The sequence below is a fragment of the Pedobacter aquatilis genome (genome assembly GCF_032678425.1).
GTDB lineage: Bacteria > Bacteroidota > Bacteroidia > Sphingobacteriales > Sphingobacteriaceae > Pedobacter > Pedobacter aquatilis_B.
The window spans coordinates 135,399-160,730 of the sequence record NZ_JAVTSG010000007.1 but is presented as its reverse complement, the minus strand read 5'-3'; the positions used below and the strand labels follow the sequence as shown (position 1 = coordinate 160,730).

The window sequence follows — 25,332 nt, the reverse complement described above, 5'->3', positions numbered from 1 at the left end:
TCAATCATTGTGGAATAATTTATTAATCTTACTGTCCTTTATCGCCAGAGATAACATTAACTTTTTCTGTTACATCATCTGTTTTAACCACACCTTTTGCTGCATTTTTAAAATTATTATTTCCTAAAGAGATGTTTTTAGTTTTACCTCCGCTCAGGTTTAAATAGGTTGAGGTTCCAACCGTTGGAAAAGCATTGTATATGAAAGTATCGCTGGTATTTTTCAAATCGATAACTGCTGCGTTTGCTTTAGGCGTATAAGTTTTTACGTTATCGATGGTTAGCTGATTAACATTTGAAGTTGATACTACCGAGCCCAGTTCGGTATTCACCTGAACATTGTGGAACTCAATTTTATTGGCAAAACCAATTTTAAAACCCGTTTTGGCTTCCATGTTTATGTCACTAAAAGTGATGTTCTCAATCGGCATTTCTTCAATCCCATTTAAATATGCCGCTTCGTTTGTTTGGCCTGTAATGTTACTAAAATGAATGTTTCTAAACCTTGGCGTACGTTCTGAAACGGGTTCAACGGTTGTTTTAGCATATTGCATATCTAATACGATCGCCTGATTTCGAATATTCTTCATAATAATATTGCTTACACGAATTTCTTCAACAATTCCGCCTCTTCCTCTCGCCGTTTTAATTCTGATTCCTCTATCCGTACCATCAAAAACACAATTTGAAATGGCAATTTTGCGTACATCGCCAGACATTTCGCTGCCAATTACAACACCTCCATGACCGGATAACATTGTACAATTTGTAATTACATAATTTTCTGCCGGAACACCCATTTTTCTACCAGGTGCATCCTTACCAGATTTTATGGTGATGCAATCATCGCCTACGCTAATGTGGCAATCGGATATATGAACGTTCTTGCAGGATTCAGGATTAATCCCATCCGTATTTGGTGAGTGCGGATTATTAATGGTAACTGCATGGATTTTTACATTCTCGCAAAACTCAGGATTTACCGTCCAAAATGGAGAATTTCGGATTGAAATTCCATCAATTAATACATTTTTACAAAACATGGTTTGTATAAAAGGCGGACGAAGAAATCCTCGTTTCATTTGCTTTGGGTCATCCGGAAGCACAATATCTTTATTCAATTCATCAAACTGAAGCTGCCATTTTGAGCGAGCCTGACCTTCTTTGTAACCCTCAACAAAATCCCACCACTTTTTTCCATGCCCATCAATTAAACCTCTGCCAATTATAGAAATGTTTTCAGCTTTATAAGCATAAAACAGGGGCGAAAAACTGGTTACATCTACACCTTCATAACGGCTTTTCACCATCGGCAAATAATCGTCAAAATTATCGCTGAAGTGCAATTCGGCACCTGCATCAATTAAAATGGTAATGTTACTTTTTAAGTGAATAGCGCCTGTTAAGTATTTTCCGGCAGGGAAATAAACTGTTCCCCCGCCCGCAGCTGAGGCTGCTTCAATAGCTTTTTTTATGGCTAAAGTTGCAAGTTTAGTGCTGTCATTTTTAGCGCCGTACTTTATCACATTGTAATAAGATTGTGCCTTGCTCACAAAAATTGATGAACAAAAAACTAAGAATAAGGCTATTAATTTTATTGATGATTTAAATATCATTATCGATTTGATTTACTAATTCAACTTTACAAGTACCTTTTTCAACTCCACACCTTTATATTTTTCAACTCCGTTTACAGAGACAGAAAGACCTTTCCCCTGATTGTATTTCTTACCTGTTTTATCCCATTTTATGGTGATGATTTTGCCGTGGTAAGATAAATTATCAAGTTTAAACCAATCCCATTTACCTTTCGGGATAAGTGGATAAAGCTCAAAAATTTCATCTGCACGAGGTTTAACGCCGATTAAGTCGTTAATAATCAAATCACAGAAAGTGGAGTGATTGTAGAAACTGCTTCGTGGATTGTCGCCTTTAAGCCATTCGCCATTTTTCTCATCCTGATATTCGCCTAAATACGGCTTGCCATTTTTTGTATGAGATTTAGCGTAAGTATGCAATTCATCATAAAAAACATCAGCAGTCATTTTGCCGTGGTTTCTATAATTGGTTAATAAATTTGAGAGTCCTTTTAATGTTTGCGATGTTGCAAATGGCCAAAGCGCACCGTCCCACTCGCAGCTATGCCCCGTTCCACGCGTTCTGAAAGTTGGATTTCTACGTTCTGCGGTTGTTAAACCCCAAGGCGCATCAAATCCGGCAGTATCTAGAAGCTGATTCCAGGCCACCGCATATTCAGGTTTATCATCCGGCAGGTTAAAATCCCATGGGATAAAACCAATAGCCTCCCTTACGTTTGCCAAGCCGCCTTTAGCTAATTTAGTTTCAAAAAAAGATGAAGAAACATTCCATAAGCTATCTTGAACCAATTTTTTCAAAGCAATCGCTTTTGCATCATACTTATTTTTAAGGTCATTATCGCCTAATAAAACAGCGATTTGAGCCATTGCCTTTGCATTAGCAAACATATAACTGCTAATTGTAGGTCTTCGGTTTTCGTCTCTTCTGGAACCACTAACCGATTCTTCCATACCATCTTTAACATCGTGCTGCCAAAACAAACCGCTTTTTAAACCACGTTCTTTCTCCCATTTTTCATAATCTGCATCCATAGCAGGGAAAATATTTTTAAGAAATGAAGCATCGGGGTTAACCAACTGATTTTGATAAATGGCATCATCTATCCAGCTGCTAAACTGATGGAAACGAGGTCGGGTTTGACCAACATCGGCATTATAAAACCAAAATTTAATGTAATCTTTTAAGTAGCAGTTATCTTTTAACCATCTGCCTTCATAAATATGGTGACCTGCAGCACAGCTGATGGAGTTATATTTCCCGGCATGTTTTACAGGCTCGATAAATTCAGTAAAAATGAAGCCATCAGGCGTTTTAACTAAATGCTTGCGAAACGACCACCAACGGTAATAATAATTTTGCTCTAAAACTTTATCAGGGCATTCTAACAGCGGAATGTTTTCTGATAACCAATTGTAAGCGTTGGCATTTGGCACAAAGTTTTTTACCGCTTCCGTATCGATTGAATTAAAATAAGTTACATACCCCTTAAGTTTTGCTTTTAAAGGAATTGTTTTTTGTTGCGCCAAACTTGCAAACGCGAAGGAGGTTGCAAATAATATCGTTAAAAAAATCTTCTTCATTTTATTCGAATAACCAGTCAATATCTTTTCCACGACCATCAAGACCGGCATTAAAAATGCGTAGTTCTTGTTTATCATCAATAAAACCTAAAATTAAGCATGCGCCTTTACCCAAAGTTAAAGTATGCGAACCCGCCTGAAAAGAATAAGAATGAACATTAAGCGGCAAATAACCATTTACAACCAGTGCATTCGAGATTTTAATTTCAGATTGACCATAATTATTGGCGCTCGCATCTGTTTCTAATTGAGGCGGATGTAAGGTACCCGCATCTTTAGGATTAAAATAACCAACCAAAAGCTTAATTGCAGATTTTGTACTGAATTTTATTTCAGTGCCTGCTTTTATCTGATTTAATTTTGAAAGTTTTATGCCTTTTAAGCCGATTAATTCTGGTGTGATTTCTTTAATTACAGTATTGGTATCAGCAAATACATTTACGTTTTTATCAAAAACAATTTCTTCTGCCTTCGGCGAAAGGATTTTAACATCAGCGTTTTTATACGCGATGATTTTAATTTCCGAACCTGGCTTAACCGATTTTAAAGAATCGATACTATGTTTAAAATGATTGAACTCTTTGGTAAAAACAGGCAGCATTTCTTTCCAGGTGATAAAAGTTTTATCTACGCCACGCATTGGTATTTTGCGCTGCTTGGTTTGCATGCTGTTTGCATACAGGTAATCATTTTCTGTAAGTTTTACCAACTCCGTGTAAGAATCCAAGCTTTTTTGTAATGATGGCAGTGCTTTTTCAAGGTCGCTAACATCATTAGAATATTTATAGCGCAGAATCCAAAGTGCTGCTTTAACCTTTTCGGCGTAAGAATTTGCCATGGCATTATAACAGTAAATGTCGTTTTTCAATCGGCTAAACTCAGCTGTATCTTTTGTCGCCTTCGCCTGATTAATGGCAATAATGGCTTTTTTTCCGTGCTCCACAACTTCCCTGGCAATTTGAACTGGCGTTTCGCCAATGTGCCCTTGTTTTTTCCATTCCTTTTCAGCGTATTCGATAATCATTTCGCCTTCCGGGGCTTCAGACTCGTACATTAAGGTAAACAAACCATACCTGAAAGGATTAATCAATTGCGTCATAAGCATACCTAGAGTTAGGGTTTGCCTATTTCCATCTGTTATGCCATAACGGCGCAAAAGCTTTGGCGAAATCTCTCCAGATTCTTCGTAAGCATTTAAGATAGATTTTCCTCCGTTTAAATCTGTTCCGTATTTCTTTGAAAGTTCATTGCCCCAATATTCAATCTCGGCATTTCTGTCTCTCTTACTATTCCAGGCATAACGCCCCCATTCTTTGTACCAAATCCAATCTCTATCGGTTTGCAACAAGCGGCCTTTAACGTTATCGGCAGTGTAAGGCCAATCCCAATAACTTGCCTGCGGATACAAATGCAAGCCCTTTGCACCGTAAATTTTATCCATTGCCTGCACCGATTTCTGTATAAAATCTGCCGAACCATAACGAAAAGGCTCCAGGTTGGCTAAAATGTGTACGTTAGAAATGTTTATTGTTCCAATAGATGCAAGTTTTCTATTCAATTCTGCCCATGCACCTCGGGGTTCGTAAGTGGTTAAAGCTTCTCCGTTAAATTTATTCTCGGTGTATAGATTTTTATATAAAGGTAAAGCAGCTTTCATAACCGCGGGTGCATCGGTATCATGCGCACGCAGCACAATTGGTGGTTCATCTGTTCTGCCAGATGCTTTTAAACCATCTTTCAATCCAGGGATGATTGTTTTGGTAAACCAATCAATATCATCCTGACCAACACCTTCCATCGCTTCGCCGAGTGCAACCATTAAGCCAACATTAGGATATTTTTCTACAAATGCGGCGATAGATTTTCTGGTATAATCAGAAATTAGCGGTATAATCGGTCGGTTTCTATCTTGCGTCTTTAAGCCATGTTTTTCAGCAAAAGGTTTAGGAATAATAATGTTATAAAACATTTGAATTACCCAAATTCCACGTTTATCCGCTTCATACGTTAAAAACTTAAAAATTTCTTCGTTCTTTTTAAAGGTTTCTTCATCAACTTCTTTGGCATAAGGATAATCTTTTAGCTTTACCAAAGAAGAAAACGGGTGGCCATTCCATAAATAAAGAGAGTTATAACGATTTTCAACCATCATATCCAAATACTTTATCCAAAGTTCTTTATCGTAAAACCATGGAAAAGTTTCTGGTGTATAAGGGTATTCGTAAACATCGTGTCCTGGTAAATAATCAGGTTTTTGCAAACCTATACAAGTGCCACGCAATACCATTTCCGGTTGCTCATTAACCGAAATATTACCAGGAATTTTACCTTGATTTTTAATCTGTTCTACCAATTCCATGCAACCATAAAGAGTACCAGAATCATCAGCACCGATAATATAAAGCGTACCTTTGGCATCATACATTAAAGTGAAACCCTCTTTACCAGATCCTAATACTTTACTTTTTAGAGTTTGCGGAAGCAGAGATTCAATCGCTTTATCGCCAAGCTTACCAACAACAATAGCAGATTTTGTAAGTGTTACCTTTTGGCTTGGTTTTATGCTTTTTAATATCGGTTTATAGTTATTGTCTTTTAGCGTAGCTGATAATTTCTCAATTCCAAAATTGATGCGAAGACTACTTTCAGCAGAAACAAAAATGGTTTTGCTTTCATTCGTCTTTTCAATTTTAGCACTAGAAAATATGGGCAATAAAAACAGACAGGTAACAAAAATCAGAAAATTTCTCATTTAATTGGCTCTACAACTTAAAGCCTTTTTTGATAGGCTTTGAAGTATATTTGGTTAAAATATTATTTAAATATAAAAGTAATATTCAAATATAAGTAATATATTGGGTCAAGTTTGTAAAATTTCTGCAAGCTGAGCTGTTAAATAATTTGAAAAATCAACCAGTGCAAAGATTAGATAATATTTAGGCAAGAAGGTATAATTTTCAATTTGCAAATTCTTTTTTATTTGTAACTGAATTTATCTCTAACCAAGGTAACATTTATGAGTATCATAATTTAAAGGCATTAAATTCGCTATATTTCGGCGATGCTAACTCACACATAACATCAAAATAAAAGCATGTTTTCATTAAAAAATAAAAAAGCAATTGTAACCGGCGGCGGTAGCGGCATTGGTAAAGCTATAGCAACCGTTCTTGCTGCTCAAGGTGCAGAAGTACACATTATAGAACTTGGTTTAGAGCAAGCCAATTCGGCAATTGAGGAAATTAAATCGGCAGGAAATAGTGCATTCAGTTACGCCTGCGATGTTTCTGATCACAATGCCGTTATCGAAACATTTAATAAAATTGGACAGATAAATATTTTAGTTAATAATGCCGGAATTGCACACATTGGCAAAGCCGATACTACCGAAGAATCGGATTTTGACCGCATTATGCGTGTAAATGTTAAAGGCGTTTATAATTGTTTGTACGCGGCCATTCCCTTATTAAAACTTTCGGGTGGCGGTGTAATTATAAATATGGCATCTATTGCAGCGCTAATCGGTTTGCCTGATAGATTTGCCTACAGCACTGCCAAAGGTGCAGTAAAAGCCATGACCATGAGCGTGGCCAAAGATTACATCGGTGACAACATCCGTTGCAATTCAATTTCTCCGGCTCGTGTACATACGCCATTTGTTGATGGATTTTTGCAAAAAAACTATCCGGATAATATTGACGAAATGTTTGAAAAACTATCAAAAACACAACCTATTGGTAGAATGGCTAAACCTGAAGAAGTTGGTGCATTAGCTTTATATTTATGTAGCGATGAGGCTTCGTTTATAACCGGATGCGATTACCCAATAGATGGTGGATTTACAACTTTAAATAATTAACAATTACAACGAGATAAAAAATAAAATGAAATTAATTCGATTTGGCGAGCCGGGTTCAGAAAAACCGGGATTAATTATAGAAGATAAATATTACGATGTTTCTTCGCTGGTTAGCGATTATAACGAAGATTTTTTTGGCGGCGATGGCTTGGAAAAACTTCGCGAAGCGGTAAAAACTGCAAACTTACCCGAAATTGATAAAAACGTGCGTTTGGGTGCTGCACTTGCCCGTCCTTCAAAAATTATTTGCGTAGGTTTAAATTACAAAGACCACGCTGCTGAAACGAATGCTCCAATTCCGGCAGAGCCGATATTATTTTTTAAAGCTACATCAGCAATTGTTGGTCCGAATGATGATTTAACCATTCCAAAAAACAGCAAAAAAACAGACTGGGAAGTAGAACTAGCAATTGTAATTGGTAAAAAAGCAAGTTATGTAAGTGAAGAAAATGCTTTGGAACATATAGCAGGTTACGTTTTACACAATGATTATAGCGAAAGAGAATTTCAATTAGAAAGAAACGGACAATGGGTTAAAGGAAAAAGTTGTGATACCTTCGCTCCTATCGGGCCATTTATTGCTACGCAAGATGAAATTGCCGATGTACATAATTTACGCCTGTGGTTAACCGTAAATGGTAAAACCTTGCAAGATGGAAATACATCAAACTTAATTTTTAATGTGCCGTTCATGGTTTCATACATTAGCCAATTTATGACACTTTTACCAGGAGATGTTATCACAACCGGAACACCTGCAGGTGTTGGATTAGGACAAAAACCAGAGCCTTGGTATTTAAACGATGGCGACGTAGTCGAGCTTGGTATTGAAGGACTTGGAAGCAGCAAACAACACGTTAAAGCTTACAAATAATACATGAAAAGATATTGCCTAACGCTTGATTTAATTAACGACGAGCAACTTATTGAGGAGTATAAAACGCACCATAAAGCGGTTTGGCCCGAGATTAAATCGAGCATTAGAGATTCCTGCGTACAAAATATGGAAATCTATTTATTAGGTAATCGCCTGTTTATGATTATGGAAGTGAACGATGATTTTTCGTTTGAAGCAAAGCAAAAAGCTGATGAAGAAAACCTAAAAGTGCAGGAATGGGAAACTTTGATGTGGAAATACCAGCAAGCATTACCTGGCGCAAAACCAGGCGAAAAATGGATTTTAATGGAAGAAATTTTTAAACTTTAAATAAAAATGATTGACGCTCACGTACATTTTTGGAATTTCGATGCTAATCGAGATAGTTGGATAACCGAAGAAATGAGTATAATCCGCAACGATTTCTCGCCAAAAAACCTAATTCGAACTTACAACGAACTAAAAATTACTGGATGTATAGCTGTTCAGGCCAATCAATCTGAAGAAGAAACCAATTTTCTGTTAACGCTTGCCGAGCAAAACGAAATTATAAAAGGTATTGTTGGCTGGGTAGATTTAAAAAGCCAAAATCTGGGTGAGCGATTAAAACACTGGAATTCTTATAAAAAAATTAAAGGTTTCAGACATGTTCTACAAGCCGAAAGCGCAGGTTTTTTCTTATCTGATGATTTTATTCAAGGTGTAAAAAAATTAAATACCTACAACTTTACCTACGATTTACTCTGTTACCACAATCAGCTTGCGGATATAATTGAGCTGGTTGAAAAACTGGAGGATCAGCCTTTAGTTTTAGACCACTGTGGCAAACCCGATATAAAAAGTGGAAGCATCAAAACTTGGAAAGAAAACATTAAAATTTTAGCTCAAAACCCAAATGTATACTGTAAAATTTCAGGTTTATTGGTAGAAGCAGATTGGCAGAACTGGAAAGAAACAGAACTTTTTGAATGCTTTGATACCATTTTCGAAAACTTCGGAACAGAACGTGTAATGTATGGCAGCGATTGGCCTGTTGTTTTAGTAAGCAGACCTTATTCAGATTGGTTTAATCTGGTAAAAAAATATTCTTCGAAGCTAACATTTCAGGAAAAAGAAAACCTTTTCCTGAAAAATGCCAGTCGTTTTTATAAACTTTAGTTTATTTCAAAAACTTATAAGTAGTAGTGCTTTTATAAACCGAACCCGGTTTTAGCGTTGTTGATTCAAAATTTGGATGGTTTGGTGCATCCGGAAAATGTTGTGTTTCTAAACAAATTGCAGAACGGTGCGGATAAGATTTTCCGCCCTTACCATCTTTAGTTTCGCCAGTTAAAAAGTTACCACTATAAAATTGTAAACCAGGTTCTGTGGTGTAAACTTCTAAAATAATTCCGGTTGATGAACTTTTAACTTTTGCGATTGCTTTATTTCCGTCATGAGGATTTAACGCAAAATTATGGTCGAAACCTTTGCCAAACTGTAACTGCTCATCTTTATCTTCAATGTTTTTACCAATCGTTTTTGCATTTGTAAAATCAAATGCAGTTCCTTTTACCGGGGTTATTTTTCCTGTCGGGATTAAGGTCGAATCAACTGGCGTATATCCGTAAGCATCAATAAATAATTCGTGGTCAAGAATACTCTTATTACCTTCACCATTTAAATTAAAATAGGCATGATTAGTTAAATTAATGATGGTGGTTTTATCAGTTTTTGCTTCGTAATCAATCCTCAAGGCATTATCGTTGCTAAAAGTGTAAGTAACCTTAACATCCAATTTACCCGGATATCCAGCTTCTCCATCCGCTGAAACATAAGTTAACTCGATTTTATCGGCATCAACCTGTTTTGCATCCCATACTTTTCCAAAGAAACCATCAAAACCGCCATGAAGTGTATTTACGCCATCATTTAGCTGCATAGAATATTCTTTACCATCCAACTTAAATTTCCCTTTGCCAATTCTATTTCCATATCTACCAATTATGGCTCCAAAAAATGGTTCACCTTTTTTACGGTAAGATGAAAGGCTATCATAACCTAAAACTACATCCGTAAGCTTATTATTTTTATCAGGTACTAAAAGAGAAACAATTCTGCCACCATAATTTGTGATGGTAACAGACGATCCTGATTTATTTTTCAAAGTAAATAATTCTACTTTTTTTCCGTCGATTTCTGCATTGTACGCTAAATTTTTGGCGGTACTATCAGCAGTTTCGACCGTATTTTTTTGAGGTTGATTGCAGGCTGTGAAGGATACTAAAAACAGTGCAGCAAGTAAAAATTGATAATTGTTTTTTTTCATAACAAATAATTTGGTTGCAACTAAAATATGAAAATAAAATAACGTTATTGTAACGATTATAATTTAATTGGCTTATTATTGATGCGATTTTAAAACATCAAAAAAAATAGCATATTGTACAAACTAATATGAACATAACGAATTTAAAGCCTAAGGCCTTTCTTTTTGATTTAAATGGTACCATTATTAACGATATGGAATACCATACACTTGCATGGCATGTAATTATGAACGAAGATTTAAAAACTTCAATTTCTTATGCTGATGTAAAAAAAGAAATGTATGGCAAAAATTCTGAGGTTTTAGAGCGAGTTTTTGGTATAGATAAATTTACCGAGGCACAAATTGAGTTACTTTCTGTTGATAAGGAAAAACGTTATCAAGCGCTTTACATGCCGCATTTGGCTTTAATTGATGGTTTGGATTCTTTTTTTGAAAAAGCTTTAGGTAAGCAAATTCCAATGGCAATTGGTTCAGCAGCAATACCTTTTAATATCAATTTTGTGTTAGATGGCTTAAACTTAAGGCATTATTTTAAAGCCATTATTTCTGCTGATGATGTAACCTTTAGCAAACCCGATGCTGAAACTTTTTTAAAAGCTGCTTTGGCATTAAATATCGAAGCGGAAAATTGTATAGTTTTTGAAGATGCACCAAAAGGTGTTGAATCGGCTGCAAATGCAGGAATGAATTGCATTGTTTTAACCACGACACACGAAATTTCGGAATTTGCCGAATACAACAATATCATCGCTTTTATTGATGATTATAACGCTCCAATTTTAAATACACTTTTATAATATGGCAAAATATATAAACCAGACACCAGTTTTAGTTGCTGTAGATTGTATTATTTTCGGTTACGATGGCAATGAACTTAAACTACTCGTTATTAAAAGGGCAATTGAACCAGTTAAAGATAAATGGAGTTTAATGGGTGGCTTTATTGGCAATAGCGAAGATTTAGATGGTGCAGCCAAAAGAATTTTATTTGAATTAACGGGCTTACACGATGTTTACCTGGAGCAACTGAATGCTTATGGCAGTCCGGACCGTGACCCCATAGAGCGAACCATATCTGTAGTTTACTTTGCCCTAATCGATATCAATAAATTCAGCGGGCAAATAAACGATCAATACCACGCCGAGTGGTTTAAGGTGAAAGATGTACCCGAATTAATTTTTGACCATAATGAAATGGTTAAATCTGCAATGGATAAAATTAGGTATCAAGCGGCCTTGCACCCAATTTTATTTGAGTTACTTCCTAAAAAATTCACCATTCCGCAGTTGCAGAATTTGTATGAGCAGGTGTATGATTCGCCAATAGATAACCGCAATTTTATCCGGAAAATTACGGCGAGTGGTTTATTAATTAAACAAACCGAAAAGGATAAATCAAGTTCGAGAAGAGGTGCGTTTTATTTTAAATTAGATAAGCTCAAGCATAAAGCTCAATTTCAATCGTTTTTAAATTTTATATCGAAGCCTAAATAATGGTTAATTCATTCGTCTAAATTCGAGTGCCGAAACGCCTTTTGATTTTTTGAAATTGCTTACAAATGAATTTGCCTGCTCAAAACCTAATATTTCGGCAATCATTGAAACAGAATAATCGGTGTGTATCAGTAATTCTTCTGCTTCGCGAATTAACCTTGCATAAAGCAGTTCGGGCAAATTTTTAGTAAAAGCTTTTTTAAGGAATGAATTTAACTTTCTTGATGACATGCCCATTCCAGCTGCATAAAATTCTGTAGCTCGTTCTGTTTTGAAATATTGTTCTAAAATTGCTCTAAATCTTAATACTTGCTGTAATTCATCAACAGATAAATCCATAAGTTCGGCATTTAAAACCGCAGAAAAACCTAGCAAAAGCGACAAATATTGAGCTAAATAAGAAGTATCTCGCTTTGCAGCAATTTCTCGTCGCAATTGTTCTAGTAAAGTAAATGCCTTTTGTGCCTGCTGAGCAGTTAAATCTTTAAATGAAAGCATCATAAAAAGATTTTTAGATTGAGAATCCGTATGTTGTAGCAAAAATTCAGAATAAAGTAAAGTACTGAAACTTAACCAATAAGCAGATGTTATCTCGCCTTCAAAGCGGATAATACCTTCTTCAGGTATAAAGAAAACCCTACCCGGCTCTAATATATAGTCGCCGGAGTTCATACATAATAAACCCGATGCCTCTTTAATAATCAGAACCCTAATCGGAAATTCTGCGCTAATTGCTTTATCTCTTTTAAATCTCCCCTTGATATCTTCAAGTTGTATCATTTACATCAAAGTGTTTTGCTGGTTCAAATACAATTATACTCTTATAGGCTTAGAAATCAAAATTAACAAAATGGTACATCTACTTAATTATACTTAGTATCTGTCTGTTAACCCTTAAACATCAATTATAAGCTATTTAGTAACAGTTTTGATATCAAGTTGTTTAAAATTTTTCACTTTTTAACGAGTTATTTCTGAAACTACTAATCATTACATGTAAAATTAATTCTACAAAATATAATATTTATGAGTATTTTTAAAACTCTTAATTTTTGTTTTTGTTGTTATGTTATGAAAGCGATAGTAATTTGCTTCTTTATGTTGATTTTATTTCAGGCTTGTAAGAAAGAAATACCTGAGCCTGATGTTATCAAAATTCAACTTTATCATACTACAATTAAATACACAAATGAAGGTGAACCTGATATTTTATGTTGGTATGTTAGAAGCGCAAATAAGGGAGGTTATTTTTATGTCAACACGACTAGGAACATAACAGATTTTTCAGATTATAAATTTAAATATTCACTGAGTTTACCGAATGATTTGACAAATAAATCGCCAGTAAGAGATTTGATTGTTAGAATAAATCAGTTAAATGGCGATATGTATTTTGATATTATGGGCAGGGAAAAACAACCTAAAAATTAAATTTAGATTATTTAATAGCGAAGCTGATAAGTTTCAAATTCAGCTTTTTTTACCGCCGCCAAAAATCACACAGAAAACGCTAAAACCGCCAAGAATAAAACCAACGCCAAGAATAAAGTTTAGTGTATCGCCCATATTTGAAAGGTAGACCTAATAAATGACATTTCACAGACTTTCTAGATATTTAGCACTCTGTTTAAGAATAAGTTAAAATTTTGTTAAGCTAAAAATGTTATAACTACTTTTGTAAGATGAAGCGAATTAATAGCGAAACACCCACAGAAGAACTGCAAGACATTAAAAAAGGCGATTTGGTGACAGACACTTTTAGTAAAACTGGCCTTGTGGAAGAAATAATAATCACAGATGATGCTTTATATCGAAATTATGAATTTCACCTAGTTACAGGTAGGGTTATAACAGTAAAAAAATAAAAAGAGGGATAAAAAAATCCCTCTTTTCAGTTTATCAAGATAAATGCAATAAGTGGTTATTGATAATTATCCGATAAATAAAAAATGTAATAACATAGTTTAGCTATTGCCTGGTTTTTAGTTACCCATAATTGCAGACAATTGGTGATTACATTTTAATTGAAAATCAAAAACCATTCCACTAGAGATAAAGGTTTTAGATTTAATGCCTAATGATTTTATTTATTGCGGCAGTCATATTCCCCGTGCCTGTTTTAGCGATTATATGTTTTCTATGGCTTTTAATAGTTTCGATGCATAAATACAACTTATCTGCAATTTGTTTACTCGTAAGGCCCTGTCTGGCCAGTTCCAAAACCTCTTTTTCTCTTTTAGATAAATTATTGTCCATTTCCGGAAATTCCATTTCATGGCAAAGCACAAAAGTACCGCTTGAAGATAACAAATGAACAGTTAAGCAAATTACATTATTAAAACCGAAGCCTGTTATATCAGTACAATTGATATATTCTACTAAAGGTTTTCCATCTTCGGTTAAACTCATAAAGTTGCTCTGCCTTAAAATATGAACATAGCTGTAATCTTTCGCCTTTACCCTTAAATTATAACTAAACCGGAGTTTTGAGCGCTGGTTCTGCGGTGTGTTGTAGTAGTAATCAAATATAGCTTGATGAATACTACTTAACCTCCTTGAATCCACAGGATGAATAATACCCAAACTAAAATTTAAACCTTTTTTAAGGAATATTTCTGGCTCATACCCAAGTATAGTTTTAATTGAGTTGCTGATGTTTAAATATTGCATACTCGACCAATTAAATATACCTTGATAACCTGTGCAACTTTCTGTTTGATGAGGACTTAAATCAGGAAAAAATGTTGCTGATGGATTACATTTTTGCAACTTATCTGTATAGCCGGCAAGCTTAAAAAGTTCGGCAACTGACACACTATTCAACTTCTTCATAATGAGAGAATTAAGCTAAAATAAAAATACAACAATTTTGTTAAATTTTCACATAGTTAAAATCCCTCTTTTGAGGGATAATTTGAGCGCCTTTTAATTAAGATATTGTAAATAAAATAGTTAACGGTTTTTTGTTATTCAAATTGGAGAAAAAATCTAATTAACCTTAAAGCATCTAAAATTATGTCTTACAAAATTCTCTCTCTAGATGGCGGCGGGTCATGGGCTTTGATACAGGCACGGGTGCTACTGGATATTTATGGCGATTTAAATGGCCATGAATTGCTAAAAAAATTTGATATGGTTATTGCCAACTCGGGTGGCAGTTTAGTACTCTCAACGCTTTGCAATGACATGAAATTAAGTGAGATTATTTCTGTTTTTGAGGATGAAAACAAACGGAAGCAGGTATTTTCTAAATTATCTTTTTGGGAAAAACTTAAATGGCGAAACATAGCCAGCTTAACAAACGTATTAGGTCCGAAATATAGCATGGAGCGCAAATTATCGGGCTTGCAGAACGTTATGCAAGCTTACAATAAATTAATGCTCGAAGGTAAAACCACACAACCCACATTAAACATTAACTTAAACGAACTCCCAAAAATTATCGGTAAGCCCGAATTACAATTATTAATTGTTGGCTTCGATTATTTTAGGCAGCGGGCAACATTCTTTCGTTCGAATATTGCAAGTAAAACCGATGCATTTAGTGGTGGCAAATATTATCAAATTAGTCTGGGCCATGCCATACATTCATCGAGCAATGCACCTGTTAATTATTTTGATGCACCTGCCGAAATTGAAATTAACCAATTAAACGGACAAGATATCCGTAAAACAAAAATGTGGGATGGTGCAGTTTCAGGTTTTAACAATCCGGTTTTGGCCGGCTTAATAGAAGCCATGACCAATAATACCATTCCATTAAGCGATTACAAAATCCTTTCATTAGGCACCGGAACAGGCGGACAAGCCATGATTGCTGATTATCAGACTTCGACAAACCCGGAGATACAGAATATATTTCAGAAGAATAAAAACAACAAATTGGCCTTTACAGATTACAATTTAACTTTCGTTTCTGATATTAAAAAAATGTCGACAAGTATATTGGGCGACCCACCTGATTCGGCAACATTTATTGCCTATTCAATAATCGACCCCTCTTTAAGCAACACGGCTTGTTTAGTGCGGATAAACCCATGCATTAAACCCATCTTAAATGCTTCAACACAAATTTTTGAGGCCCCCGATGTTTATAAAGCGCAGGGAAATGGTTCAGAAAGTTTCGCCAGATTAATGGATTTAGATATGGATGCAGTGGCTAATGAAGATGTGGACTTGATAAAACAACTTTGCGTAAATTTTATTAATGGAAATAATGGTCTAACCTTAGCAAACCAACTTATTAGAGGAGATGGAAATGGTATGCACCTGGGTGATGATACCTATGCAAAAGCAAAAAAAAGATGGCTAAATTTTAATCCAATTTGATTTTTTCTGAGGCTGATTTGAATTTTATCATAATATGCCTCTATATTTAATTATGATAAAAATCGATGAAAATACGCCAACTTCAGATCTTTTAAGTTTAAAAGAAAATACATTTATTGAATGTGATAACGGAATTTCAGGAATGATAAAAAATATTGATGTGGAAACAACAGATCTGTTTTGGCTATTTACATTTATGTTAGAGAATGGTTTTGAAATCGAAATCAGAAAAATAAAAAATGTTTGCTAGGCAATTTTAAATTGATTGAGCAGAATCTTAAATATTTGAAGATATTTGCACAAAGTTTAAGCCCAATGCAAAATATAAAAAACATCATTTTTGATTACGGAAACGTAATTTTCGATATAGATTTCAGAATTGCGCAAGCATCATTTCAAAAACTTGGCATAACCGATATAGAAAATTTCTTTGCACACAAGGCTCATAATCAATTGTTTGATGATTTTGAAACCGGAGCAATTTTGCCAGCTGAATTTAGAGATGGAATTAGGAAAGCAGCCAAGAAACCTGAACTAACTGACAGTCAAATTGATGATACCTGGAACAGTTTGCTAATTGGAACACATCAAAAAAACCATGAGCTGCTATTAGATGTTAAAAAGAAATACCGCACATTCCTTTTAAGTAATAATAATGAGATTCATTACGATTGGATTATCAATTACCTTAAAACAACCTTCGAACTAAATAATTACGATGAATATTTTGAGAAAGCTTACTTCTCTCAACATATGAAATTGCGCAAACCGAATACCAACATTTTCGAACAGGTTTTAAAAGAAAACAACTTAAATCCAGCTGAAACTTTATTTATTGATGATAGTCCACAGCACATTGAGGGTGCTAAAAAGGTTGGCTTGAACACATTGCTTATGACTGAAAAACCGGCAAAATTGGAATCGTTTTTAAAAGCTAATGGAATTTTGTAATTTAAGATTATGACAGAAAAGAAATTCAAATCGCTTAAAGAGTTTTATCCTTACTATTTAACAGAGCACACCAATACAACTTCTCGTATACTACATTTTATAGGAACTGGCTTGGTTGTGTTAGCTTTCTTTACGGGTTTTATGTTTCACAATTGGCTTTTTTTTCTAGCGATGCCAGTTTTGGGCTATGGCTTTGCCTGGGTTGGTCATTTTTTCTTTGAGAGAAACAAACCTGCAACTTTTCAATATCCTGGTTATAGTTTAGCTAGTGATTTTATACTTTTTTATGATTTGCTAACTGGCAAACAAAGTTTTGTGGTTAAACCATAAAAAATACGATTCTATCTTTCATTTTCCTCAGTGTATAGCGGTTGTCATCTTGAATTAATTTCAGGGTTTCAATACTTTAATTAGTTTATGTTTTGCATTTCACCAAATGAAATTTTTGCCACAGAGACACAGAATACACGGAAAAAAATATTTGCAAAACGACTTAACTGCATGAAGTTCTTAAACCCGATTGGAGCGTAAATACTTTTTGTTGCAGCGACCCTGAATAAGCTGTCATGCTGAGGTACGAAGCATCTGTAACCGACGAAACAGGTTCTTCGTTTCTCAGACTGACAGAAGTTTAAAAAAGATTGAAGCAGAAAGCGGGGCTGCACAATCCGAAGAACTACTAAACGCTCATTTCCAAAAAAATAAAACCTTAAAGGAATATTTAAAGTTTTCTTCTCTTTAATTCCCGCTCAATCAAGCCCAATTCACGACCAGTTTGTCCGGCAACAGATGTATTTTCCTGCGCTCTTCTAAACAAGTACGGCATAACTGCCTTTATTGGTCCGTAAGGAACATATTTTGCTACGTTATAATTGGCATCCGCAAGATTAAAACTTAGGTTATCACTCATGCCCAAAAGCTGTGCAAAGTAAACGTGAGGATGGTTATGCGCCACTTTTTTCTCATCTAAAAGGTAAGTTAACAAGCGACTGCTATCTTCGTTGTGCGTTCCACAAACGATGGCAATTTCTTCAATATGGTCTACGCAATAGCGTAAAGATTCGTTATAATCCCTATCAGATGATTCTTTATCTGGCTGAATTGGCGATGGATAACCCATTTCAGCAGCACGTTTACGTTCCTTTTCCATATAAGCTCCACGAACCATTTTTACACCGAGAATAAAACCAGCGGCCTTAGCAATCAAGTGATCGGCTTTCATATCTGCCAATTTATCGTGACGATACATTTGATACGTATTGTACACAATAATGCGTTCCTGATTAAATTTGCGCATCATATCTATAGCAAGCTCATCAATCGTATCCTGAATCCAGGTTTCCTCAGCATCAATCATAATTGGCACAGCTTTTTCAAAAGCCGTACGGCAAATCATCTCGCAACGCAATTTTACTTTATCAAATTCAGCTTGCTCGGTAGCATTTAAAGATTGTTTCGCATCTAATTTCTCAAGCAAGGCAAAACGACCAATTCCGGTAATTTTGAAAACCGTAATTGGGATATTTGCATCGCCATCGGCACGAAGAATTGTACGAATAATTTCCTGACAAGTTTCATCAAAAACGATTTCCTCTTCCTCGCCCTCAACTGAATAATCTAGAATAGTTCCAACACCGCCTTTTGCCAGTTGTACTATCGCTTTATCGCACTCAGCAATGGTTTCGCCACCACAAAATTGTTTAAAAATAGTAGCTTTAATAGCGCCCTGAATTGGCAATCCAATATTTAAAAAGAAATTGGTAATGGGTGGACCAACCTTTGTTAAAAAGTTGCTACCAATCATTTTAAAAAGCCAGTAGCCTTTTTTCAAATCAGCATTCGTTTTTTGACGAAAAGCCACTTCAGTATTATCGAAATTAGGTTGTTTATTCGGTGATAAATCAATCATTTGGTTTGTAATAAGTCAGAATGGTGCAAAATTATAAAAAGCATTCATTGTTGAAACGTAAAACCTCGAAATAATCGTATTTTTGCAGCAAAATGATACAATTCAAATTAGAGGGTGAATTTATTCCGCTAATCCAGCTTTTAAAAGCAACTGGTTTGGTAGGTACAGGTGGAGATGCCCAAGCTGCCGTGATGGACGGATTAGTTAAATGTAATGGAGAAGTAGAGTTTCGCAAACGTTATAAAGTTAGGGTTGGCGATATCATTACTTTTGAACAAGATAAAATCGAAGTAATATAATGGAAACCTTAACGAGCGCAGGCCATTCGCTTTATTTCGAAAGCAATTTAGACGCCTTAAAAACCTTAATAGACAGCAATAAATACAGCAAAGTTTTTGTTCTTGCTGATGAAAATACCAGCGAAATTTGTTTGCCTGTTTTTCAATCGATGATGGATGATTTTGCTGATTTCGATTTAATTGAAACCTCAGCTGGAGAAGAAAATAAAAACATAGATTTTTGTATCGGCATTTGGAAAACGCTCTTAGATTTTGAAGCCGACCGCAAAAGTTTGATGATTAATTTAGGCGGTGGTGTTATCACAGATATGGGCGGTTTTATCGCTTCTACCTACAAACGAGGCATCGATTTTGTAAACGTTCCTACTACCCTACTTTCGCAGGTTGATGCTTCTGTTGGTGGTAAAACGGGTATCGATATTGACAATGTTAAAAACATGGTGGGAACTTTTACCTTACCACAAATGGTTTTTATCGAAACTGAGTTTTTAAAAACCTTGCCTCAACGCGAGCTTTTATCAGGCTTTGCCGAAATGATTAAACATGGCTTGATTTATGATAAAGCTTATTACGAAAAGTTAAAAACTACCGATTATTCAACGCCATCGGCCGTAGATATTTACCGTTCAGTAGAAATTAAAAACGAAGTTGTAACCATTGACCCGCATGAAAAAAATCTGCGTAAGATTTTAAATTTTGGTCATACCATTGGTCACGCTGTAGAAAGTTATTCTCTAGCAAATGATGAAAATCCACTTACACATGGTGAAGCAATTGCTATCGGTTTTGTGTGCGAAGCCGCATTATCAATCAAAAACAGTGGTTTAACTAAGGAAGAATTGAAGGATATTAGTAGCTATATTTTATCGCTATATCCCAAATACGACATTAAAAAAGAAAGTTTTGATACGCTTTTAGAGCTGATGCAGAGCGATAAAAAGAACGAGGATGGTAACATTTTATTCTCCTTATTAGAAACCACAGGCAAATGCACGTTTAACTGCCGTGTAGCTACCGCCGATATTTTAAGCAGTTTAGATTATTATAACAGTTTATAAAATGAAGTATACCGGAAGTGATATTTCTGTAATAGGGCTTTTTAGCTTTGTAATCGTTTTAACCTTGGTTGAAATGTATTTCAGTTACTTGCACGACAGAAAACTATACACCAAACGCGATACCTGGACTAACATTTACTTGATGACAGCTGCAATTGTTATCAATTTAGCAACCAAAACAGGCACATTTGTTCTGCTCGAATATTGCTATCAATTCCGTTTGTTCCAGATTTCAAATGTTTGGATTTATTGGTTGGTTTTAATTTTAGCACAAGATTTTTTGTATTGGTTTTTGCACACCGTTGGGCACTACGTTCGCTTTTTTTGGGCCATGCATGTTACCCACCATTCGTCAGAGCATTTTAACTTAACCACCGGATTTCGTTCTACAGTTTTCGAACCCCTTTATCGCGTTTTCTTTTATTTGCCATTAGCATTTATGGGTTTTACCGCCGTAGATATCCTTTTCGCCTATTTGGTTACACAAATTTATGGTAATTTGGTTCATACGCAGTATAATATCAAATTCCCGAAATGGTACGAATATGTATTTGTTACGCCATCTCACCACCGCGTTCACCATGCCAGTAACGTACGTTATTTGGATAAAAACATGGGCATGGTTTTAATTCTTTGGGATAGATGGTTTGGCACTTTTCAAGCCGAATTACCAGAAGATGAAGTTAAATACGGTTTAACCACCCAACCAAAAGATACTGGTCCGGTAAATATTATTTTCCACGAATTTATTGCCTTAACTGCTGATGTAAAAAAGGCCCCAACCTTTATGGATAAAGTGAAATACATCTTCAATCCGCCGGGTTGGAGCCATGATGGCAGCACCAAAATTGCTAAAATTATGCAGCAAGAATTGCATGAAGAAGAGGAATTAGCAAAGAAAAACGATGTTAAAGCTTTTAATGAAAAGCATCAAACCTTAAGTTCAACAGGATAATATTTAAGCGGTCTGTATTTTACAGGCCGTTTTTGTTTTTCAAGAATTAGAATATTGCCCACGATTTAAATTGTGAGTTATCTTCAAAGTAGCAAAATTATAAGCGATTTTTATTCTGCAGATTATTTGAAAAATTTGGAAATGTAAGGTTCCGTTCATTTTGGCTTATGCAGCCCTGCTATACACTTCAATCTTTTTGTCCTATGTCAGTCTGAGCTTGTCGAAGACCTGCAACAAAAAGTATTTCCGTTGCTATCAGGTTTAGGGAACAAAAAACATGATTTCTTTTAATCACTTCCACAGCCCTCAATCAATTAATTAAGCTCTTTCATACCCAACACCAAAACGGTATAAACAATAAGAAAATAAAAATATTTTCATTTTCTTATTGACAAATTAAATTTTGTTATTACATTTGGCTCATTCAAAAAGAAAAATGAAATTATTCAACACATATTACTTTGGTTACTTTTACTATTTTAGTAAGAGCCGGGGCTAATATGCAAAAAGATATATAACAATATTAAAATGTATAAAAAAGTCCCGGCAAACAGCCGGGACTTTTTTTGTTTTAACGCAAAAATGGAAACGACAAAACGAGTAGCAATTCAAGGTATTAAAGCATCTTTTCACGAAGAAGCAGCTTACAAATTCTTCGGTAAAAACATCGAAACTGTAGAGTGCAATTCTTTCAAAGAAACTTGTGATAAACTAGAAAAAAACGATGCAGATTTCGTTGTAATGGCGATTGAAAACTCTATCGCGGGTAGCCTTTTACCAAATTATACACTAATCCGCGATTATGGATTTTCGGTAGTTGGCGAAGTTTATTTACCTATTCAATTGCACTTAATGGCATTGCCAGGTGTAAAGTTTGAGGATATCAAAATTGTAACCTCACACCCTATTGCAATCCGCCAGTGCATCGATTTCTTTTATGATTACCCGCATATTAAAATTGTAGAAAGTAATGATACGGCAGCTTGTGCCAAACGTATTCAGGAAGAAAAATTAACGGATACAATGGCGATTGCAAACAACTTAGCCGCAGAACTTTACGGATTAAACATTTTAGAACGTCGCGTAGAATCGAATAAGAAAAACTATACTCGTTTTCTTATCCTTAAAAAAGATAAAACAGACGAAGGCAAAAAAATAAACAAAGCTTCAATATGCTTCCAAGTTGGACACAAAGCAGGCTCTTTGGCAACCGTATTAAACATCTTTGCCGAACAAGAGGTAAGCTTAACAAAAATACAATCTATGCCGGTGCTTGGTAAGCGCAACGAATATTATTTTTACGTTGACTTAGAATGGCCAAGCACTGAAAAATATGATAAAGCCGTACGCAAAGCATTAAAATACACGTCAAATTTCAATATCCTCGGAGAATATCAAAAGAACGATAAAGTATAAGTGAATTACAATTTTAGATATACGAATTACGATTCAACATCAATATAACAATTAAACAATCGAATTATAAAATATTACAAGCCATAAATCATGAAACTTAATTTAAACATCCAACCTCTAAACACTTGGTTAAACGTTAACAACGAACCATTAATCATTTCAGGACCATGCAGTGCAGAAACTGAAGAGCAATTATTAACTACAGCACATCTATTGGCTGCAACTGGCAAAGTATCGGTTTTAAGAGCTGGTATCTGGAAACCACGTACTCGTCCGGGAGAATTCGAAGGTATTGGTAGCATTGGTTTAGAGTGGTTAAAACGTGCTAAAGCAGAAACTGGTTTACCAACAGCTGTTGAAGTTGCAAATGCAAAACACGTAGAAGAAGCTTTGGCTGCAGGTGTTGATATCCTTTGGATTGGTGCTCGTTCTACCGTAAACCCTTTCACAGTTCAGGAAATTGCTGATGCTTTAAAAGGCCATGATGTTCCTGTTTTAATTAAAAATCCGGTGAACCCTGATTTACAACTGTGGATTGGTGCTATCGAGCGTATTAATGGTGCCGGAATTACTAAAATTGGTGCAATCCACCGTGGTTTTTCTTCTTTCGAGAAAAGTTCTTTCCGTAACGAACCAATGTGGGAAATGGCTATCCAGTTGAAAACTTTATGCCCAGAGTTACCAATCATCAACGATCCAAGTCACATTTGTGGTAACCGCGAGTTAATTCCATACATCTCTCAAAAGGCTTTGGATTTAGATATGCAAGGTTTAATGATTGAATCTCATGTTGACCCTTCAGTTGCCTGGACAGATGCTAAACAACAAGTTACGCCAGCTGCTTTAGCTGAATTAGTTGACCGTTTAACCGTTCGTGAACCAGAAGCACCAAATGAAGCTTTTGCAGATAAATTAGCTGATCTACGTAAAAACATCGACAAAATTGATGATATCCTTTTACAGAAATTAGCGGAACGTATGGCTATCGTTGAGAAAATAGGTGAATTCAAACGCGATAATCAAGTAACCATCTTACAAGTAAATCGTTGGGATTCGATTATCAAAAAAGGACATGCTTTTGCAAAAGCTTTAAAATTAGATTTAAACTTTACCGAGAAATTCTTAGAATTGGTACACGGCGAGTCTATCCGTAAGCAAACTGAAATTATGAATGCTGGCAAAGCTGAAAAAGGAATTGCTGCTGAGCAACATACTGAAGTTAAAGCTTAGTAAAGCGAAAAGCTTGAAGCAGAAAGACTAAAGTGAAAGCGAAAGCAAGGTCTGAAGCACAACATCATTGCGAGGCACGAAGCAATCTTAAAACGGTCGCTACGAAAAAGTGATATTATAAATTACAATGCATTGTCAGGTGACGACATCTGACAATTGCATTTGATAATAAAAACAGAATACCATGTCAAAAAACGCCTTAGTTTCTTTTAAAGGAACCAAGAATATTAATACGGAAATCCAATTAACCGGCTCAAAAAGCGAATGCAATAGAGCCTTAATTATAAGCGCTTTAAGTAAAAAATTAGTTAAAGTAGAAAACCTTTCTAATGCTGCTGATACGGTAACGTTAAACGGTATACTTAATAATCTTGAAGAAGAATTGGAAGTTGAAATCGAGGAATCTAAAACCGTTGATGTTGGTCCGGCAGGAACAGCTATGCGTTTTCTTTCGGCTTATCTTTCTGCTAAAAACGGAAACTTCCTTTTAACAGGAACAGAGAGAATGAAACAACGCCCAATTGGAATTTTGGCTGAAGCTTTAAAAACTATTGGTGCAGATATTTCCTACGCAGAGTCTGAGGGATTTCCTCCACTAAATATATCTGGCCCGTTAAATCAAAAAACTGCAGAAGTTAAAATCAAAGGCGATATCAGCAGTCAATATATATCAGCTTTGCTGATGATTGCACCAATTTTACCACAAGGTTTAACTTTAGAAATTGAGGGTGAATTAACTTCAAAACCATATGTTGATATGACTTTGGATATGTTAGCCGAAGTAGGTATTGAACATTCTTGGAATGGCAATTCGATTACGATTAAACCGCAGGCTTTTAAACCTGGAACATTGGTTGTTGAGCCAGATTGGAGTGCAGCGTCTTATTGGTATAGTATTGCGGCATTGGCTGATGAAGCTGAAATCAGTTTGCCTGCACTAAAAGAAAAAAGCTTGCAAGGCGATAGTCAGATTCAAAAAATCATGAAGATTTTTGGTATTGCTACCAGCAAAACTGAAACAGGAATCTCGATTAGCAACTTAGGCATTGCTTTAGAAACTAATCAAGTTTTAGATTTAAAAACTTGCCCAGATTTAGCTCAAACTATTGTGGTTATTGCAGCTGCATTAGGTAAAAACATGAAGTTTACAGGCCTAGAAACCCTAAAAATAAAGGAAACAGATAGAATTGCTGCTTTACAAAACGAATTGGCAAAAATTGGCGTAACCTTAACAGAGAATAATTTAGTTTACACTTTAAACACCGATGAACTTCATTTCCCTGAAAAAATTACCATTGCAACTTACGAAGACCACCGTATGGCAATGGCTTTTGCCCCCCTTGCACTATTAATTAAAGAAGTGGAGATTGAAGAAATGCAGGTTGTTGAAAAATCTTATCCTTATTTTTGGGAAGATTTGAATAAAGCAGGGTTTGATGTTAGTGTTAAGTAGTATCAAGTAATAA

General features: G+C 35.3%; 25 protein-coding genes. 18 read left to right on the top strand and 7 right to left on the bottom strand.

All coding sequences use genetic code 11. From position 1 onward, the window contains the following. Positions 1-28: 28 nt before the first annotated feature. Genes R2Q16_RS18970 through R2Q16_RS18960 form a run of 3 tightly spaced genes read right to left on the bottom strand, consistent with a single transcriptional unit; the run spans position 29 to position 5,930 of the window. Complete coding sequence (locus R2Q16_RS18970; protein ID WP_316739461.1) at positions 29-1,615, bottom strand: glycoside hydrolase family 28 protein; 1,587 nt, start codon at positions 1,613-1,615, stop codon at positions 29-31. A gap of 15 nt (positions 1,616-1,630) precedes the next feature. Continuing rightward, complete coding sequence (locus R2Q16_RS18965) at positions 1,631-3,178, bottom strand: MGH1-like glycoside hydrolase domain-containing protein (RefSeq protein WP_316739460.1); 1,548 nt, start codon at positions 3,176-3,178, stop codon at positions 1,631-1,633. Position 3,179: 1 nt separating this feature from the next. After that, entirely contained in the window at positions 3,180-5,930 is a 2,751-nt protein-coding gene (locus tag R2Q16_RS18960; RefSeq protein WP_316739459.1) for a hypothetical protein, read from the bottom strand. A 342-nt stretch (positions 5,931-6,272) separates the two neighbouring features. Here R2Q16_RS18960 and R2Q16_RS18955 point away from each other — a divergent pair, with 342 nt between their 5' ends. The 4 genes from R2Q16_RS18955 to R2Q16_RS18940 are packed head-to-tail and all read left to right on the top strand — an operon-like array spanning position 6,273 to position 9,072. Continuing rightward, positions 6,273-7,037 carry an SDR family oxidoreductase gene (locus R2Q16_RS18955; protein ID WP_316739457.1) on the top strand — a complete coding sequence of 255 codons (765 nt, stop codon included), beginning with the start codon at positions 6,273-6,275 and terminating at the stop codon, positions 7,035-7,037. Positions 7,038-7,062: 25 nt separating this feature from the next. After that, entirely contained in the window at positions 7,063-7,911 is an 849-nt protein-coding gene (locus R2Q16_RS18950) for a fumarylacetoacetate hydrolase family protein (protein ID WP_316739454.1), read from the top strand. Between the two features lie 3 nt (positions 7,912-7,914). Continuing rightward, positions 7,915-8,244 carry an L-rhamnose mutarotase gene (locus R2Q16_RS18945; protein ID WP_316739452.1) on the top strand — a complete coding sequence of 110 codons (330 nt, stop codon included), beginning with the start codon at positions 7,915-7,917 and terminating at the stop codon, positions 8,242-8,244. A gap of 6 nt (positions 8,245-8,250) precedes the next feature. Next, complete coding sequence (locus R2Q16_RS18940; RefSeq protein ID WP_316739450.1) at positions 8,251-9,072, top strand: amidohydrolase family protein; 822 nt, start codon at positions 8,251-8,253, stop codon at positions 9,070-9,072. Position 9,073: 1 nt separating this feature from the next. On the opposite strand, the gene R2Q16_RS18935 is transcribed toward R2Q16_RS18940, so the two are convergent. Next, entirely contained in the window at positions 9,074-10,222 is a 1,149-nt protein-coding gene (locus R2Q16_RS18935) for an aldose epimerase family protein (protein ID WP_316739448.1), read from the bottom strand. A 128-nt stretch (positions 10,223-10,350) separates the two neighbouring features. Here R2Q16_RS18935 and R2Q16_RS18930 point away from each other — a divergent pair, with 128 nt between their 5' ends. Continuing rightward, positions 10,351-11,022 (top strand): HAD family phosphatase, encoded by a 672-nt coding sequence (locus tag R2Q16_RS18930; RefSeq protein WP_316739446.1) that lies wholly within the window; start codon positions 10,351-10,353, stop codon positions 11,020-11,022. Between the two features lies 1 nt (position 11,023). Further along, a complete protein-coding gene (locus R2Q16_RS18925) occupies positions 11,024-11,719 on the top strand; it encodes an NUDIX hydrolase (protein WP_316739444.1) in 696 nt (231 codons plus the stop codon). A 3-nt stretch (positions 11,720-11,722) separates the two neighbouring features. Here the strand turns inward: R2Q16_RS18925 and R2Q16_RS18920 are convergent, their stop codons facing one another. Then, on the bottom strand, positions 11,723-12,499 hold the full coding sequence (locus tag R2Q16_RS18920) for a helix-turn-helix domain-containing protein (RefSeq protein WP_316739442.1): 777 nt from the start codon (positions 12,497-12,499) through the stop codon (positions 11,723-11,725). Positions 12,500-12,745: 246 nt separating this feature from the next. Between R2Q16_RS18920 and R2Q16_RS18915 the strand changes: the two genes are divergently transcribed. Together R2Q16_RS18915 and R2Q16_RS18910 are read left to right on the top strand one after the other, a co-directional pair. Beyond that, on the top strand, positions 12,746-13,150 hold the full coding sequence (locus R2Q16_RS18915; protein WP_316739441.1) for a hypothetical protein: 405 nt from the start codon (positions 12,746-12,748) through the stop codon (positions 13,148-13,150). Between the two features lie 251 nt (positions 13,151-13,401). After that, positions 13,402-13,584, top strand: a complete 183-nt coding sequence (locus R2Q16_RS18910; RefSeq protein ID WP_316739440.1) for a hypothetical protein — start codon at positions 13,402-13,404, stop codon at positions 13,582-13,584. Positions 13,585-13,786: 202 nt separating this feature from the next. On the opposite strand, the gene R2Q16_RS18905 is transcribed toward R2Q16_RS18910, so the two are convergent. Then, entirely contained in the window at positions 13,787-14,551 is a 765-nt protein-coding gene (locus R2Q16_RS18905) for a LuxR C-terminal-related transcriptional regulator (RefSeq protein WP_316739439.1), read from the bottom strand. A gap of 183 nt (positions 14,552-14,734) precedes the next feature. Here R2Q16_RS18905 and R2Q16_RS18900 point away from each other — a divergent pair, with 183 nt between their 5' ends. From R2Q16_RS18900 to R2Q16_RS18885, 4 genes are all read left to right on the top strand, one after another. Next, positions 14,735-16,048, top strand: a complete 1,314-nt coding sequence (locus tag R2Q16_RS18900; protein WP_316739436.1) for a patatin-like phospholipase family protein — start codon at positions 14,735-14,737, stop codon at positions 16,046-16,048. A 52-nt stretch (positions 16,049-16,100) separates the two neighbouring features. Further along, positions 16,101-16,298 (top strand): hypothetical protein, encoded by a 198-nt coding sequence (locus tag R2Q16_RS18895; protein ID WP_316739435.1) that lies wholly within the window; start codon positions 16,101-16,103, stop codon positions 16,296-16,298. Between the two features lie 65 nt (positions 16,299-16,363). Next, positions 16,364-16,999: an HAD family phosphatase gene (locus R2Q16_RS18890; protein ID WP_316739433.1), complete on the top strand. Its 636-nt coding sequence runs from the start codon at positions 16,364-16,366 to the stop codon at positions 16,997-16,999. A 9-nt stretch (positions 17,000-17,008) separates the two neighbouring features. Then, on the top strand, positions 17,009-17,329 hold the full coding sequence (locus R2Q16_RS18885) for a DUF962 domain-containing protein (protein WP_316739430.1): 321 nt from the start codon (positions 17,009-17,011) through the stop codon (positions 17,327-17,329). A 391-nt stretch (positions 17,330-17,720) separates the two neighbouring features. On the opposite strand, the gene R2Q16_RS18880 is transcribed toward R2Q16_RS18885, so the two are convergent. Beyond that, positions 17,721-18,908: a proline dehydrogenase family protein gene (locus R2Q16_RS18880; RefSeq protein ID WP_316739428.1), complete on the bottom strand. Its 1,188-nt coding sequence runs from the start codon at positions 18,906-18,908 to the stop codon at positions 17,721-17,723. Positions 18,909-19,000: 92 nt separating this feature from the next. Here R2Q16_RS18880 and R2Q16_RS18875 point away from each other — a divergent pair, with 92 nt between their 5' ends. The 6 genes from R2Q16_RS18875 to aroA all read left to right on the top strand — a co-directional run bounded on the left by R2Q16_RS18875 (position 19,001) and on the right by aroA (position 25,319). After that, the gene (locus R2Q16_RS18875) at positions 19,001-19,207 is read left to right on the top strand and encodes an RNA-binding S4 domain-containing protein (protein WP_025142770.1); all 207 of its coding nucleotides are present in this window, start codon (positions 19,001-19,003) and stop codon (positions 19,205-19,207) included. After that, positions 19,207-20,265 carry a 3-dehydroquinate synthase gene (gene aroB, locus R2Q16_RS18870; RefSeq protein WP_316739424.1) on the top strand — a complete coding sequence of 353 codons (1,059 nt, stop codon included), beginning with the start codon at positions 19,207-19,209 and terminating at the stop codon, positions 20,263-20,265. The genes R2Q16_RS18875 and aroB overlap by 1 nt, the downstream gene beginning before the upstream one ends. A 1-nt stretch (position 20,266) precedes the next feature. Next, positions 20,267-21,220 carry a sterol desaturase family protein gene (locus R2Q16_RS18865; RefSeq protein WP_316739423.1) on the top strand — a complete coding sequence of 318 codons (954 nt, stop codon included), beginning with the start codon at positions 20,267-20,269 and terminating at the stop codon, positions 21,218-21,220. Between the two features lie 582 nt (positions 21,221-21,802). Then, a complete protein-coding gene (locus tag R2Q16_RS18860) occupies positions 21,803-22,636 on the top strand; it encodes a prephenate dehydratase (RefSeq protein ID WP_290244125.1) in 834 nt (277 codons plus the stop codon). A 90-nt stretch (positions 22,637-22,726) separates the two neighbouring features. After that, positions 22,727-23,866 carry a chorismate mutase gene (locus R2Q16_RS18855; RefSeq protein ID WP_316739420.1) on the top strand — a complete coding sequence of 380 codons (1,140 nt, stop codon included), beginning with the start codon at positions 22,727-22,729 and terminating at the stop codon, positions 23,864-23,866. A gap of 184 nt (positions 23,867-24,050) precedes the next feature. Beyond that, positions 24,051-25,319 (top strand): 3-phosphoshikimate 1-carboxyvinyltransferase, encoded by a 1,269-nt coding sequence (gene aroA, locus R2Q16_RS18850; protein ID WP_316739418.1) that lies wholly within the window; start codon positions 24,051-24,053, stop codon positions 25,317-25,319. Positions 25,320-25,332 lie beyond the last annotated feature (13 nt).